The organism is Phyllobacterium sp. NPDC097923 (assembly GCF_044760925.1).
GTDB lineage: Bacteria > Pseudomonadota > Alphaproteobacteria > Rhizobiales > Rhizobiaceae > Phyllobacterium > Phyllobacterium calauticae.
Map to the genome: position 1 here is coordinate 719,105 of NZ_JBIWBL010000001.1, position 13,790 is coordinate 732,894.

General features: G+C 59.3%; 17 protein-coding genes. 9 read left to right on the top strand and 8 right to left on the bottom strand.

Translation table 11 applies throughout. From position 1 onward, the window contains the following. Positions 1-13: 13 nt before the first annotated feature. The 7 genes from der (at position 14) to ACIQWS_RS03655 (ending at position 6,157) form a co-directional block, all read left to right on the top strand. The gene (gene der / locus ACIQWS_RS03625; protein ID WP_403170282.1) at positions 14-1,486 is read left to right on the top strand and encodes a ribosome biogenesis GTPase Der; all 1,473 of its coding nucleotides are present in this window, start codon (positions 14-16) and stop codon (positions 1,484-1,486) included. Between the two features lie 252 nt (positions 1,487-1,738). After that, complete coding sequence (locus ACIQWS_RS03630; protein WP_403170284.1) at positions 1,739-2,854, top strand: cell wall hydrolase; 1,116 nt, start codon at positions 1,739-1,741, stop codon at positions 2,852-2,854. Positions 2,855-3,448: 594 nt separating this feature from the next. Next, on the top strand, positions 3,449-3,859 hold the full coding sequence (locus ACIQWS_RS03635; RefSeq protein ID WP_223611585.1) for an AtpZ/AtpI family protein: 411 nt from the start codon (positions 3,449-3,451) through the stop codon (positions 3,857-3,859). Between the two features lie 35 nt (positions 3,860-3,894). Then, entirely contained in the window at positions 3,895-4,647 is a 753-nt protein-coding gene (locus tag ACIQWS_RS03640; protein WP_223611584.1) for a F0F1 ATP synthase subunit A, read from the top strand. 71 nt (positions 4,648-4,718) lie between these two features. After that, positions 4,719-4,946 carry a F0F1 ATP synthase subunit C gene (locus ACIQWS_RS03645; RefSeq protein WP_008125314.1) on the top strand — a complete coding sequence of 76 codons (228 nt, stop codon included), beginning with the start codon at positions 4,719-4,721 and terminating at the stop codon, positions 4,944-4,946. A 93-nt stretch (positions 4,947-5,039) separates the two neighbouring features. After that, complete coding sequence (locus tag ACIQWS_RS03650; RefSeq protein WP_223611583.1) at positions 5,040-5,666, top strand: F0F1 ATP synthase subunit B; 627 nt, start codon at positions 5,040-5,042, stop codon at positions 5,664-5,666. 11 nt (positions 5,667-5,677) lie between these two features. Then, positions 5,678-6,157 carry a F0F1 ATP synthase subunit B gene (locus ACIQWS_RS03655; protein WP_223611582.1) on the top strand — a complete coding sequence of 160 codons (480 nt, stop codon included), beginning with the start codon at positions 5,678-5,680 and terminating at the stop codon, positions 6,155-6,157. 68 nt (positions 6,158-6,225) lie between these two features. Here the strand turns inward: ACIQWS_RS03655 and ACIQWS_RS03660 are convergent, their stop codons facing one another. Both ACIQWS_RS03660 and ACIQWS_RS03665 read right to left on the bottom strand, forming a co-directional pair. Further along, positions 6,226-6,885 (bottom strand): ribonuclease HII, encoded by a 660-nt coding sequence (locus tag ACIQWS_RS03660; RefSeq protein WP_346308340.1) that lies wholly within the window; start codon positions 6,883-6,885, stop codon positions 6,226-6,228. Positions 6,886-7,021: 136 nt separating this feature from the next. Then, entirely contained in the window at positions 7,022-8,173 is a 1,152-nt protein-coding gene (locus ACIQWS_RS03665; RefSeq protein WP_403170290.1) for a PA0069 family radical SAM protein, read from the bottom strand. 148 nt (positions 8,174-8,321) lie between these two features. On the opposite strand from ACIQWS_RS03665, the gene ACIQWS_RS03670 reads away from it, so the two are divergent. Continuing rightward, positions 8,322-8,828, top strand: a complete 507-nt coding sequence (locus tag ACIQWS_RS03670; protein ID WP_346308338.1) for a glycosyl transferase family 2 — start codon at positions 8,322-8,324, stop codon at positions 8,826-8,828. A gap of 3 nt (positions 8,829-8,831) precedes the next feature. Here ACIQWS_RS03670 and moaB read toward each other — a convergent pair whose 3' ends face one another. The 6 genes from moaB to ACIQWS_RS03700 form a co-directional block, all read right to left on the bottom strand. Further along, positions 8,832-9,374 (bottom strand): molybdenum cofactor biosynthesis protein B, encoded by a 543-nt coding sequence (gene moaB / locus ACIQWS_RS03675; RefSeq protein WP_346308337.1) that lies wholly within the window; start codon positions 9,372-9,374, stop codon positions 8,832-8,834. A 2-nt stretch (positions 9,375-9,376) separates the two neighbouring features. Then, positions 9,377-10,261, bottom strand: coding sequence for a 4-(cytidine 5'-diphospho)-2-C-methyl-D-erythritol kinase (locus tag ACIQWS_RS03680; protein WP_403170297.1), 885 nt, complete (start codon positions 10,259-10,261; stop codon positions 9,377-9,379). Between the two features lie 6 nt (positions 10,262-10,267). Continuing rightward, positions 10,268-10,453 carry a hypothetical protein gene (locus ACIQWS_RS03685; RefSeq protein ID WP_091880998.1) on the bottom strand — a complete coding sequence of 62 codons (186 nt, stop codon included), beginning with the start codon at positions 10,451-10,453 and terminating at the stop codon, positions 10,268-10,270. Between the two features lie 85 nt (positions 10,454-10,538). After that, positions 10,539-11,396, bottom strand: a complete 858-nt coding sequence (locus ACIQWS_RS03690) for a S49 family peptidase (protein WP_346305769.1) — start codon at positions 11,394-11,396, stop codon at positions 10,539-10,541. Positions 11,397-11,475: 79 nt separating this feature from the next. Beyond that, the gene (locus ACIQWS_RS03695; RefSeq protein WP_403170303.1) at positions 11,476-12,249 is read right to left on the bottom strand and encodes a tRNA1(Val) (adenine(37)-N6)-methyltransferase; all 774 of its coding nucleotides are present in this window, start codon (positions 12,247-12,249) and stop codon (positions 11,476-11,478) included. Between the two features lie 3 nt (positions 12,250-12,252). Next, positions 12,253-12,474 carry a DUF2007 domain-containing protein gene (locus tag ACIQWS_RS03700; RefSeq protein ID WP_117282345.1) on the bottom strand — a complete coding sequence of 74 codons (222 nt, stop codon included), beginning with the start codon at positions 12,472-12,474 and terminating at the stop codon, positions 12,253-12,255. Between the two features lie 173 nt (positions 12,475-12,647). On the opposite strand from ACIQWS_RS03700, the gene ACIQWS_RS03705 reads away from it, so the two are divergent. After that, positions 12,648-13,664 (top strand): polyprenyl synthetase family protein, encoded by a 1,017-nt coding sequence (locus tag ACIQWS_RS03705; RefSeq protein WP_403170306.1) that lies wholly within the window; start codon positions 12,648-12,650, stop codon positions 13,662-13,664. Positions 13,665-13,790 lie beyond the last annotated feature (126 nt).

The window sequence follows — 13,790 nt, forward strand, 5'->3', positions numbered from 1 at the left end:
GGAATTTGAGTCTTTGAGTTTCACCCTCGCCATTATCGGCCGTCCGAATGTCGGTAAGTCCACCCTCTTCAACCGGCTTGTCGGCCGCAAGATCGCTTTGGTGGATGATCTGCCGGGCGTTACGCGCGACCGCCGTGTCCATGCCGCCAAACTCTACGATCTGAAGTTCGATGTCATCGATACCGCAGGTCTCGAGGAGGTCCCCAGCGATTCGCTGGAAGGCCGCATGCGTGCCCAGACGGAACTGGCCATCGGGGAGGCTGATCTCATCCTGTTCCTTGTCGATGCCAAGGCCGGTATCACGCCCACCGACGTAACCTTCGCCGACCTCGTCCGCCGTTCCGGCAAGCCGGTTATTCTGGTTGCCAACAAGGCCGAGGCGCGCGGTGCCGAATCCGGCATGTACGATTCCTATCAGCTGGGACTCGGCGAACCTTGCCCTATTTCGGCCGAGCACGGGCAGGGCTTTCCTGATCTGCGCGACGCGATCGTCGAAATACTGGGAGAAGAGCGCGTTTTCCCGGATGAGTACGAGACGAAAGATCCCGAGAGCGACGCGGTCGCCGTCACCATTCCCGCCGTTGCCGGGCCGAAGGACGATCTGATCGGCGACGACATCGACGATCCGGATGCCGAAGACATCCCGGCCTATGATTCCAGCAAGCCGCTCCGCATCGCCATCGTCGGGCGCCCGAATGCCGGTAAATCGACGCTGGTCAACACGATGCTCGGTGAGGATCGGCTGCTGACGGGACCGGAAGCGGGGATCACGCGCGATTCCATTTCTGTCGACTGGGAGTGGAACGGCCGCAAGATCAAGCTGTTCGACACCGCAGGGCTGCGCCGCAAATCCCGTGTTCAGGGTAAGCTCGAAAAATTGTCCGTGGGCGATGCACTGCGGGCCATTCGGTTTGCCGAGGTCGTCATTATCGTGCTTGATGCGACGATCCCCTTTGAAAAGCAGGATTTGCAGATCGCCGATCTGATCATCCGCGAGGGCCGCGCGCCGATCATCGCCTTCAACAAATGGGATCTGGTCGAAAACCGCCAGATGGTGCTGGCCGATCTGCGCGAAAAGACCGAACGGCTGCTGCCGCAGATTCGCGGTATCCGTGCCGTCCCGATCTCGGGTGAACGCAACCAGGGCATCGACAAGCTGATGGCCGCCGTTGCCACCACGGACGAGGTATGGAACCGCCGTATTTCCACCGGTCGCCTGAACCGCTGGATGGAAGGTGTGACAACGCATCACCCGCCGCCTGCCGTCGCCGGCCGCCGCCTCAAAATCAAATACATCACGCAGGTCAAAACCCGCCCGCCGGGCTTTGTCATCTCCTGCTCGCGGCCGGAAGCGTTCCCGACCTCCTATGTACGCTATCTGACAAACGGACTGCGCGAGACGTTCGATATGCCGGGTGTTCCGTTGCGGCTGGTCCTGCGCACGTCGGACAATCCGTTTGCCGGACGGGCAAAAAAGAAGCGCTAAGACATCGCTCTACTACAAATCCTGCCGCCCTCGTGTTTTTGCACGGGGGCGGTTTGCATTTGCATGGGGCCGTGAAACCAACCGGCTACGCTCTTTTGCGAGGGCTGTTAACTCTCCATCAAGGTTAATGCTTCATTTTTGCAACCAGTATTGTTCGGTTGTGAGTGGGGTATCGGCGTGCGTTTCTCTGAGTTTTCTAGGGCGTTGAAGCCCCTGCGAAAGAATCGGACAAACAGGAATTTTATCGGTCCGGTGATTATCGGCACGGCCATCTATCTGTTCTCGCCCACGATCGTCGCCTATCAGGATATGGCCAGCATGCTGTCGGGTGCCGAATCCAGCAAGGGCCGCTGGACGGCGTATCTGGAAAAGTCCCCCGCCGGCTCCATCCAGAAAGCCAACATGTCCCTTGTCGATGACAAGGCCATCACATCGAGTGTTCCCGCCAGCGGCATCGACGTGCCGGGCATCGGCCCGATCGTTGTCAACGGCACCGGGAAATCACCCGGCGCGACACCCGATGAAGATCGCATCAACCGGGCCGAGAAGCAGGGCCGCATCGTCACCATCAGCAAGAAGGCGCCGCCCAAGGCGTTCAGTGCAGGTTCCATCCTCCAGCGATCGAGCATGCTGATCCGCCCGACCCATGGCGTTGAAGTCGAAATGGCTTTTGCCAAGCCGAAGATCGCCGGCAAGGAAATCCAGATCGCCCTGGCATTTCATAATCGCGCACCAGCCAAGGCCGATCCGCAGGTCTCGCCCATGCTGGCCAGCCTGATCACCAACAACACGCCGGATGTCCTGGCATTGGGTTATGCGCCGGCTGAGCCTGATTACGCGAAAACCTCGCCTTTCGACAACATTCTCAATGAGCCGAAACAGCCCGGGCGATTTGTCCCGCAGCTGGGAGCCGGCGATCATGCCTGGCTGGCATCGCCGCTGCCGCCGGTCGTTTTCACCAAGGAAGAACAGAAATGCCTGGCGACGGGCATTTACTTTGAGGCGAGAAGCGAAAGCCTGAAGGGACAGGCCGCCGTTGCGCAGGTCATTCTCAACCGCGTCCGCAACCCTGCCTATCCGAAGACCATTTGCGGGGTCGTCTACCAGAACGACGACTGGATCAACCGCTGTCAGTTCTCGTTCGCCTGTGAAGGACGCAAGCTGGTCGTGACGGAGCCGAAATACTGGAAAATGGCGCAGGAAATCGCGATGGCTGTTACGTCAGGGCGCATCTTCCTGCCGGAGGTCGGCTCGGCCACCCACTATCACGCCGTCTATGTCCGGCCCAACTGGGCGCACACCATGAAACGCGTCGACAAGATCGGCCAGCACGTTTTCTACCGCACCTATGGCGGTGGTTGGATTTGATGGCTCTTGGAAGCTGAGCGAAAACTGCTATATTGTTCTTGGAGTGAGGGACAGGCTTTCGCCCGCCCCTCCTTCCTGATTATGTGAATTGAACCCGGATTGTCAGCGACCAACTGGTCCGGGTTCTTTTCAATATCAGGGTGATGCTAAGTGGCAGTTTCCACACAGATCACCTCCAAGTTTGAGAGCAAGGCCATTGCTGTGGTCGGGAGGCCCATCGTCCCGATACACCGGTTGGCTCGGTGCTTTCTGCTTCACTCTCAAAACGTCACGAGCGTTATTTATTGTTTGGTTCGCTTTCTGCCGCAAGAAACGCTGGGTTGCGCCGGGGGCGGAATCGGCGATTGAAAAGTTGCATTGCCCCAGCCCTCAAGCGCCCTCGAATGGGGGTGTCGTCCACAGGATTCGCGCGTGATTTTTGCCCTCAGAGGTGAGACATAAAGTCATATTTACCTAAGGTATTGAAATTTCCCGCGAAAATTACCCTTGAGACTCCTGCTTCTGCGCCTTGACTAGCGCGGATCGTAACAATATGTTGCGCGCGACTTCGAAGCGGGGGTGAAGCCTCGCATTCAGCGTGTAAAGGACATGCCATTGGCCACGGGAAACAAGCCCGATCAGTCAGGTTCTGTCGGTAATACGCCGGATGCCGGAAAGCCGCTGACTTCGGATGAACTGGAAAGTCGCCGCCGCGATCTGGAAGCAAAACTGGCTTCAAAGGGCGTAGGCGGGAAGACCGGTTCGAAAGACGAGGGGACGGGGACCGCCTCCGGTGTCGCGCAGGCCATGAAACTGTCGAGCGAATTTATCGCCGGCGTTCTGGTTGGTGCGGGGTTGGGCTGGTTAGCTGACCGATTTTTGGGCACTTCACCCTGGGGGCTGATCATTCTGCTCCTTCTGGGTTTTTGTGCCGGAACGCTGAACATCCTGCGCTCCGCGGGACGTGTGGCGGAGAACCGCGGATTTGAGCTCGACAAGAGTGATGACCGCGAGAAACCGGAATAAGCCTGCGGGCATGGAACGATATAGACGAGGTTAGCGTGGCCAACGATCCGATCCATCAATTCCAGATTGCACGATGGATTCCCATTGATGTCGGTGGAATTGACCTGTCCTTCACCAATTCGTCCGCCTTCATGGTGGCGACGGTTGCGGTTGCTTCGGCGTTTCTCTACCTGACTTCTTCCAATCGTGGCCTTATCCCGACCCGTTTGCAGTCGGTTTCCGAGATGGCCTATGAGTTCGTGGCTTCAACGCTGCGTGATTCGGCCGGAACCTCGGGAATGAAATTCTTCCCGTTTGTCTTCTCGCTCTTCATGTTCGTGCTTGTCGCGAATATGCTCGGCATGTTCCCCTATTTCTATACGATTACCAGCCAGATCATCGTGACATTCGCGCTTGCGATCCTCGTGATCGGTACGGTCCTCGTTTATGGTTTCGCCAAGCACGGCTTCAAATTCCTTGGTGTTTTTGTGCCGTCCGGTGTTCCGGCGCCGCTGCTGCTTCTCGTGGTGCCAATTGAAATCATTTCTTTCCTTTCCCGCCCGATCAGCCTTTCAGTTCGTCTTTTCGCCAACATGCTTGCTGGCCACATCACGCTGAAAGTGTTTGCTGGTTTCGTGGTGTCGCTGAGTGCGCTCGGAGCTGCCGGTATTGGCGGCGCGATTCTGCCGCTCGCCATGACGGTCGCTTTGACCGGTCTCGAATTCCTGGTGGCTTTCCTGCAGGCCTACGTCTTCACCGTGCTGACATGCATGTACCTGAATGACGCAGTGCATCCTGGCGGTCACTGAGAACGAACTTCGCCGGCGGGGCTCCGCCAAACGCAATCGATCAATAACTATTCTATCCAAAGGAGTTTAACATGGATCCCGTAGCAGCAAAGTACATCGGTGCAGGTCTCGCCTGCTTTGGTATGGCCGGAACGGCCCTCGGCCTTGGCAACATTTTCGGCAGCTACCTCTCCGGTGCATTGCGCAACCCATCCGCAGCTGATGGCCAGTTCGGCCGTCTGGTATTCGGCTTCGCCGTTACTGAAGCTCTGGGCATCTTCTCGCTGCTCATCGCTCTTCTGCTTCTGTTCGCTGTTTAATCAGCAAGCAATTCATACTGGCTGCGCTCTGCGCGGCCAGTATAATATTTAAAGTCAGCAGATCGGGAAATGCCCGAACCAAGGGGACAACATATGTTTGTGTCTTCGGCTCATGCCGCATCCACAACCGCTCAGACCGAGACACCTGCGCATGCCGACACGGCTGCAACGGGTGGCGCGTCTGATGCCCATGCCACTGCGACCCACTCCGAAACGGGTGTGGCGCATAAAGGTGTTTTCCCGCCTTTCGACTCCAGCCATTTTGCTTCGCAGCTGCTCTGGCTGGCACTGACATTTGCATTTTTCTACCTGTTCCTGTCGCGTGTGGTTCTGCCACGTATCGGCGGCATCATCGAGACCCGCCGCGATCGCATCGCAACCGATCTCGATCAGGCTGCCCGCATGAAGCAGGAATCGGATGAGGCGCTCGCCGCCTATGAGCAGGAACTTGCCGAAGCCAAGAAAAAGGCCGGCAGCATTGCTCAGACCGCCCGTGATGAATCCAAGGCCAAGGCAGACGCTGAAACAGCGGAAATCTCTGCTGCCCTGGAAAAGAAGCTGGCTGAAGCCGAGGCAAGCATTGCGTCCATCAAGGACAAGGCAATGGCTGGCGTCGGTGCCATCGCCGAGGAAACGGCGGCGGAAATCGTCAAGAAGATCATCGGTGGAACTGTCGATACGGCAAGTGTTTCCGCTGCGGTCAAAGCCGTGCGCGGTTAAGGAGAAGCATGATGGACGCAACATTTTGGGCCCTGATTGCGCTGGTTATCTTCCTGGCGCTGATGGTTTACCTCAAGGTTCCGGGCGTTGTCGGCAAGTCGCTTGACGGCCGCGCTGAGCGTATCCGCGACGAGCTGGAAGAAGCCCGCCGCCTGCGCGAGGAAGCGCAGTCGCTGCTGGCCGAGTATCAGCGCAAGCGCAAGGAAGCCGAAAAGGAAGCTGGCGAGATCGTTGCCGCAGCGCAGCGCGAAGCCCATGCGATCATTGAGGAAACCAAGCAGAAGACGGAAGAGTACGTTGCGCGCCGCAACAAGCTTGCCGAGCAGAAGATCGCCCAGGCCGAGACCGAGGCCGTCAACGACGTTCGCGCTTCCGCAGTCGATATCGCTGTTGCCGCTGCTGGCCGTATCCTCAAGGACAAGGTTGACGCCAAGACATCGGCCGACCTGTTCAAATCTTCCTTGAGCGAAGTGAAGACCCGCCTGAACTGATTGAGGGCAAATGGAATTTGAGAAAGCCGCCGCAAGGCGGCTTTTTCTTTTGGGTGCGTGGCCCCGCCCTAAACGTCCCGGTTCTTCAGCGGTGCGAAACTGAAGCGGTGCAGGCCAACCACTGGTCCGTGGGTTAGCATCGCGCTGCGATGAAACGCTGTTCCGTAGCCCGCATGGGTCTCAAGTCCATAGGCCGGGTAGTGGCGGCCGGCCTGCGCCATCATCCGGTCGCGGCTGACCTTGGCGAGAATGGAGGCCGCGGCAATGGAGACTGAACGCTGGTCGCCCTTGATCATCGCCGTGCCGGGGCAGGGAAGGCCGCGCGGCACATCCCGCCCGTCGATGAGCGCGTGGCCCGGCAGGATGGAAAGGCCGCAGGTGGCGCGGCGCATGGCCTCCAGCGCGGCTTTCAGAATATCTGTCGCATCGATTGCCGGCGCGGCGACACTGGCAATACCCGACGCCAGCGCTGTCTGCAAAATGATATCGAACAATTCCGCGCGCTTCCTGGCGGTCAGGCGTTTTGAATCGTCAAGACCATCGGGAATCCGCTCGGGATCAAGGATAACCGCTGCGGCGACAACAGGGCCTGCCAGTGGCCCGCGACCGGCTTCGTCGATCCCCACGACAAAAGGCACGCCATCGCGCATGAGCCGGCGCTCCGTCGCAAAATCGGGTTTGCCGGTATCGAGAGGAAGAAGCAGAGAATCAGAACGCAATCGGGCCATGTTGCGGCGAGACTCGCATTCGTTCTGATTCTCTGCAAGGCCCCGATGCGGATGGGGTAGGCATCGGGACTTCCGTCAGCGGGATGGGGGGCGCCCGACGGATTTTCAGAAACAGGTCGGAGACCCGTTTGATTGGTTAAAACAGCGACAACTGTTCGCTGCCGGCGGTTGGTACGAACAGGTCGGTGCGCAGACGGCGCTTGGCGAGATTGATGCCGAGGCGCTTGGCGGCGATTTCGAACCGGCGTCCGATCTGCCAGGCATAGGGACCGTCGCCGCGCATGCGCTTGCCCCATTCCGCATCGTAATCCTTGCCGCCGCGCATGGAGCGCACGAGGGAAAGAACATGGCGATACCGGTCCGGGTAGTTGCGCAGCAGCCATTCCTTGAAGATGGGACTGACCTCGAGTGGCAGGCGCAGGAGCACGTAGCCGGCTTCGCGCGCGCCCATGGCATACACGCTGTCAAGCACGCGCTCGATCTCGTGATCATTCAGACCCGGAATGATCGGGGCCACCAGGGTTCCCGTCGGAATGCCCGCGTCGGAGAGTGCACGCAGCGCTTGCAGCCGCCGCGTCGGGGTTGAGGCCCTCGGTTCCATCGTCCGGGCAAGCTTGCCGTCCAGCGTCGTGACGGAAAGGCAGACCTTGGCAAGACCCTTCTCGGCCATACGGGCGAGAATATCGATATCACGCATGATCAGCGCCGATTTGGTGACGATGCCGACAGGGTGCTGATGCTCTTCGAGCACCTGCAGAATCTCGCGCATGATGCGCCATTTCTTCTCGATCGGCTGATAGGGATCCGTATTGGTGCCGATAGCGATGGTCTTGGCGGTATAACCCGGTTTGGACAGTTCGCGGTCGAGCATCCTGGCAGCATCGGGCTTGGCAAACAGCTTCGATTCAAAATCGAGACCGGCTGACAGGCCCATATAGCTGTGGGTGGGGCGGGCGAAGCAATAGATGCAGCCATGCTCGCAACCGCGATAGGGATTGATGGAACGGTCGAATCCGACATCCGGCGAGTCATTGCGTGTAATGATCGTGCGCGGCTTCTCGATCTGCACCTCGGTCTTGAAGGCGGGCAAGTCCTCGATTGTCTCCCAGCCATCGTCAAAGACATGGCGCGTTTCCGGCTCGAAACGCCCGGATGGGTTCATGCCTGCGCCGCGTCCACGCCGGCGTCCATGGTCGATCCGCAACCCGGCTTCGTCGACCAGCACATTGGCATGTTCGGCCCGGCCTTGCCCGAAAGCGGCCTTGTCCGCCTGTACCATGATGTTCATTGACATTCTCCTTGAGACCGGAGCGAGACTGAGTCGCTCATACCGTCGCAACATGAATGTATTCCTAGCAAATTATGAGAACAAAGCAAGAACAATCTGCTGAAAAAGGATGATGGAAATTTCAATAATAATACTATAACTGAAATGAATGATTTCCGTCCTGATCGAAACCCGCAATGCCGATGAACCCTTGGCCAGAACGCTCGGCGGACTGGTGGGCGGAGCTGTCGAAGGTGTGTTGAGTGATGTCATCGTCATCGATCACGGCTCGACCGACCAGACCCACCGCGTGGCCGATGCGGCCGGGTGTATTTTCCTGCAGGACCAGACATTGATAGACGGCCTGCGCCGCGCGCGCAGCGACTGGATTTTGTTCATCGAACCCGGTGCGCGGTTGATCGACGGCTGGATCGAGGCTGTCTCCCTTCATGTGGAACGCATGCAGGGCCCAGCCTGTTTCACCCGTTCCCACGCGCATCGGAAGCCGTTCTTCGCGCGGGTTTTCGCGCCCGGAAATCCTCTGGCCAATGGGCTGCTGATTTCAAAGCGTCAGGCGATGGCCTTGTCGGCTCCGGGCAAGAGTGCGGCGGACCTGGCGCGTGGTCTCGCCATGAAGCGTCTGCGGGCGGAGATTATTCCCGGCGCGGCGAAGTAACTGTCAGCCCCGTTTGAGATGTTCGTCCAGCCGAGGCATGATCTCGACGAAATTGCAGGGCATGTGGCGGTAGTCGAGCTGGAACTGGAGAATATTATCCCAGGCATCCTTGCAGGCGCCGGGTGAGCCCGGCAGCACGAAAACGAATGTTGCATTGACCACGCCGCCGGTTGCCCTGGACTGAATGGTCGACGTGCCGATCTTGTCGTAGGAAATGCGGTGGAATACCTCGGAAAAGCCGTCCATGCGCTTTTCGAAGATCGGCTCCAGGGCTTCAGGGGTCACATCCCGGCCGGTAAAGCCCGTACCGCCTGTGGTGATGACCACGTCCACATCGGGGCTGTTCGACCAGGCAAGCACCTTGTCGCGTATCGCTTCGCGGTCATCGGTCACGATGGCGCGGTCCACCAGGCGGTGTCCTGCTGCCGTGATGCGGTCGGCCAGCGTCGTGCCGGATTTGTCGTCATCGAGCGTGCGCGTATCGGAAACAGTCAGCACGGCAATCCCGACGGGTACAAAGGGGCGTGTCTCGTCAATGCGGGCCAAGATCAGTTCCCTTCCATAGTGCTGCTGGTGGCGACGACAAACCACGCGGGTTGGCTTTGGCGCAACCGCGTTGCGGCTGCATCAGCCGCCGCGTCATCGCTGTAGAGTGCAAAGCAGGTGCCGCCCGAGCCGGACATGCGCGCGAGCAGCGGATTGGTGTCCAGCAATGCCTGCATGCTGCCGTTGATCGAGGGCGCAAGCTTTTGCGTGGCTGCGAAAAGATGGTTGTCCGTCTGCCGAAGATAGGTGCAAACTTCCGCAAGGCATGTCAGGGGAGGCAGCGCGGGCAAGGGAGGATTGTCGCGGCGGGTCAGCGCGGAAAAGACCTGCGGTGTCGACACCGTCACCCCATTGTTGACGAGGACCATGGGCAGGCGCGGAAAGGCTGCGATGCGCTCGATCTCTTCGCCGATGCCGCGTGCGATCAGCGCCTCGCCGTGCAGGCACATCGGCACGTCGGCACCCAGCGGCAGGCCGAGTGCGGCCAGGTCCGTCAGGCTGGCATCGATAGCCCAGAGGGCTGCCAGAGCGCGCAGGGCAGCAGCAGCATCGCTGGAGCCGCCGCCGATGCCGGAGGCGACAGGGAGATGTTTTTCCAGATGGATGGCGACGGGCGTTGCCTGCCTGTCATACCGCCGGCGCAGGGCGTCTCGTGCCCGCAGCACCAGGTTCGTATCGTCGGCGGGAAGCCCCATGCCGTAGGGACCGGACAGGGTGAAGGAATCCGCCGCCGCTTTCGTCACGCTCAACCGGTCGCCGAAACGGGCAAACACGACGAGACTGTCGAGCAGATGGTAGCCGTCGTCACGTCTGCCGGTCACATGCAACGCGAGATTGATCTTGGCCGGGGCGGTCAGGCTGATTGTATGGTCAGGACTGGCAAGCATGGACGCTCAATCTTTGCGCAGGCGGTATTCACCGGTTTCGGGATCCTGGACCAGTGTTCCCTGCGCACGATTCTGTGCCTCTTTTTCGGCCTCGCGCACGCGCTGCGAGACGCGCTGTGCTTCCTTCTTGAACGAACGATAGCCGTAATAGGCGGCGGCGCCGACAAGAGCAAAAAAGATCAATTGTGGCATCGTCTGTAACCCTCAACTACCGATATCATTCCTGTCCGTATTCATAGCACGGAGTTCCGGCCTTGCCAAAAAATCCTGCGCCGGTTTACAGTCCGAAACGCGACCAGAGCGCCCGTTCCTCGGCTGCGTCCATCAGCCCATTGGCCAAACCGCTGCCAAGCCCTTCGATCTGCACGCTGGCGGATGGAATTCTGCGCCCGAACAGTCCGCGCGGCTGCGAGATCAGTTTTAGCTTGGTTTTGGGGCCATATTGCGACTGGAGATAGGAGCGCATGTCGCCAAGACCGTCGACCAGACCGAGTTCAACGCCGCGTGTTCCCGTCCAGAACTGGCCGGTGAAGAGATCGGCGCTGTCGCTCAGCTTGTCGCCGCGCCGTTCCTTGACCAGGGCGATGAAGGTGTCATGGATTTCCAGCTGCAACGCCTTCAGATGTTCGATATCAGCCTTGTTTTCCGGCTTGAAGGGGTCGAGCGTCGCCTTGTTCTTTCCTGCCGTATAGACGCGCCGTTCCACGCCGATCTTCTTGATCAGTTCCGTAAAGCCGAAACTTGCCGAGACAACGCCGATCGAGCCGACGATCGATGACGGATCGGCAATGATCTCGTCACCGGCAACGGCGATCATATAGCCGCCGGAAGCCGCGACGTCCTCGACGAAGACATAGACCTTCTTGTTCTTTTCGGCTGCAAGGTCACGGATGCGCCGGTAAATCAGCCGCGACTGTACCGGAGAACCGCCCGGCGAATTGACCGAAATCGCCACTGCAGGCGAATCCTTGTCGTCAAAGGCTTTTTCCAGAACCGATGCGACGGACGCAAGGGAAAGATTTTGCCGGAATTGACCACCGCCAGACATGATGGCGCCGTGCAGGCGAACCACCGGTATCTCCACGAAATCGGGGCGCCAGCGGCGCGGCAGCAATTTTCGGATCAATCGGGCCAATGCTTTCTCCTTTGATGCTTTCAGGTCATGCGCATGTAAGCGGTGCACATCAAATCACAATGGCACCGTGCGGAAAATGCTACAAAAGTGACGTCAGGCCATTGTTTATCGCCGTTGCGCGCTCGGTAAAGCCGTTGCCGGTCTCATGATGCATGATCAGGGCAGGAGCAAGCGTAAGGCCGGCACGGCTGCCGCGAATTCCCCGGATGATGATACGGATGGCCGCGTCCTGCGGTCTTGGCTGCACCGGCACGATAATCACCCCCCCGAAGCGGCGCTGCAAGGCGTCGAGCAGTTCGGCTATCGAAGCCGGGCGGGCGATGATGGCCAGCGCGCCGCCGGGTTTGACGATGGCAGCGGCTGTGCGGATCCATTGCTCCATCATGCCGTCGGTCATGACATGGGCTTCCGCTTTCACCGGATCGGGCGTTGCGCGGTCGGTGGGCCGGTTGAAGGGCGGGTTCATGATCACGAAGTCAAAGCTATTGTCGGCAAGCCCTGCCGCAACCCGTGCCTTGCCGGTCAGGGTGACATCCGCCTGCACAAGTTCGGTACGGGCAGCGATGGCGGCATTTTCTGGCAGAGCGAGCGATCTGCGGGCAAAGTCGGCCATGAAATCGGACCGTTCGATCAAGACCGCCTTGGCCTTGCTGCAGCGCGCGAGCACGGCAAGGCCTGCCGCCCCGGCACCGGCGCCAAGGTCGGCGACACGACCGGAAAAATCATCGGGTACGGCGCTGGCAAGCACCATGGCATCGACCCCCGACCGGTGCCCCTTCAGCGCGGGCTGGAGCAGGTGGAACCGGCCGCGATGGAATGCATCCAGCGTATGGGGCGTATCGGTCGATGGCATGGATCAGCCGCGCAGCTCGCGCTCAAGGCAGGCGTCTTTGAGCAACCGCCGGACTTCGTCCTCCCGGTTGGCATCGACCAGCACCCGGCGTGCGAGAATGCCGACGGAACCTTCAAGGACGCTCATGTTGGAATCGGCGATAAAGTGCCGGATGCCGGCATCCTTGAGCAGTGATTCGACAAAGGAGATGAGAACAGGATCGTTCGTACGCATGATTTCGATCATTGCCATTACCCATATGACTGGCCCGGAAGTGCCGTAAGTCCTGTAGCATATGTGTGGGCTTTATCACGAATTTGTAACCCCTGCCATTTTTGCGCGCCAATTCGCCGCTTGCGGGATATAGCCTGTCAAAATAAGGTGTCGCCGCATTATGCGAGAAGTTTAGGAGTTTCGTTTTGGGCGTTGTTGTCAGTCTGGACGATAAGAAGAGCAGCACGGGATCGGTGCAGCCGCTGATTGATCTTACCAAGGCCGACATGGCCCGTGTCAACGAACTGATCCTGTCGAAAGCAGGTTCGGACGTCGAGATGATTCCCGAAGTGGCGAACCATTTGATCTCGTCCGGCGGCAAACGTCTGCGCCCGATGATCACGCTCGCGGCTGCCCGCATGTTCGGTTACCAGGGTGATGGCCACGTCAAGCTCGCCACCAGCGTCGAGTTCATGCACACGGCAACGCTGCTGCACGACGACGTGGTTGACGAGAGCGACCTGCGCCGCGGCAAGAGCACGGCGCGCATGATCTGGGGCAATCAGGCCAGCGTTCTCGTCGGTGATTTCCTGCTCGGCCAGGCGTTCAAGATGATGGTGGATGTCGGCTCGCTCGAAGCGCTCGATGTGCTGGCAACCTCGGCTTCGGTCATTGCTGAAGGCGAGGTCATGCAGCTTGCGGCGGCAAAAAATCTCGAGACCACCGAAGATGAGTATCTGGCGGTGATCAAGGCCAAGACAGCCGCGCTGTTTTCCGCAGCGGCGGAAGTGGGGCCGATCATTGCATCCTCCTCGCGCACGGATCGCCAGGCACTGCGCTCCTATGGCCTCAATCTCGGCCTCGCATTCCAGTTGGTGGATGATGCGCTGGATTACGGCGGCAATGCCAAGGACCTCGGCAAGAACACCGGCGATGATTTCCGCGAAGGCAAGATTACCCTTCCGGTGGTTCTGACCTATCGTCGCGGCACGGCGGAAGAACGCATGTTCTGGAAGGAAGCGCTGGAGAACGGTGTCAACGACGACAAGGCGCTGGAAAAGGCCAAGGGCTTGATGACACGCTACGGCGCCCTCAGCGATACGATCCAGCGCGCCCGGCATTTTGGCGGCATTGCCCGCGATGCATTGGCCCCGCTCGATCAGTCGCCGCAGAAGGATGCCCTTCTGGAAGTCATCGACTTTTGCATCAGCCGGGTGAACTGATCTGTCGTGGATCGAACGCCTGCCATGGCCTCTGGCAGGCAATTGCCTTTATTCTTTCGATGAAACTTGAGAGTGGACCGTAAAAAGGCCATGCTTTTCCTGAGGATTCGGGCGATCATTTCATGA

Bases quoted from the DNA above. Each gene is read 5' to 3' on its own strand.
- ACIQWS_RS03700 (WP_117282345.1), bottom strand. From the start codon at position 12,474: ATGATCGAAATCATGCGTACGAACGATCCTGTTCTCATCTCCTTTGTC.
- ACIQWS_RS03680 (WP_403170297.1), bottom strand. From the start codon at position 10,261: ATGCTTGCCAGTCCTGACCATACAATCAGCCTGACCGCCCCGGCCAAG.
- ACIQWS_RS03650 (WP_223611583.1), top strand. From the start codon at position 5,040: ATGTTTGTGTCTTCGGCTCATGCCGCATCCACAACCGCTCAGACCGAG.
- ACIQWS_RS03645 (WP_008125314.1), top strand. From the start codon at position 4,719: ATGGATCCCGTAGCAGCAAAGTACATCGGTGCAGGTCTCGCCTGCTTT.
- ACIQWS_RS03670 (WP_346308338.1), top strand. From the start codon at position 8,322: ATGATTTCCGTCCTGATCGAAACCCGCAATGCCGATGAACCCTTGGCC.
- ACIQWS_RS03695 (WP_403170303.1), bottom strand. From the start codon at position 12,249: ATGCCATCGACCGATACGCCCCATACGCTGGATGCATTCCATCGCGGC.
- ACIQWS_RS03660 (WP_346308340.1), bottom strand. From the start codon at position 6,885: ATGGCCCGATTGCGTTCTGATTCTCTGCTTCTTCCTCTCGATACCGGC.
- ACIQWS_RS03655 (WP_223611582.1), top strand. From the start codon at position 5,678: ATGGACGCAACATTTTGGGCCCTGATTGCGCTGGTTATCTTCCTGGCG.
- ACIQWS_RS03665 (WP_403170290.1), bottom strand. From the start codon at position 8,173: ATGAACATCATGGTACAGGCGGACAAGGCCGCTTTCGGGCAAGGCCGG.
- ACIQWS_RS03685 (WP_091880998.1), bottom strand. From the start codon at position 10,453: ATGCCACAATTGATCTTTTTTGCTCTTGTCGGCGCCGCCGCCTATTAC.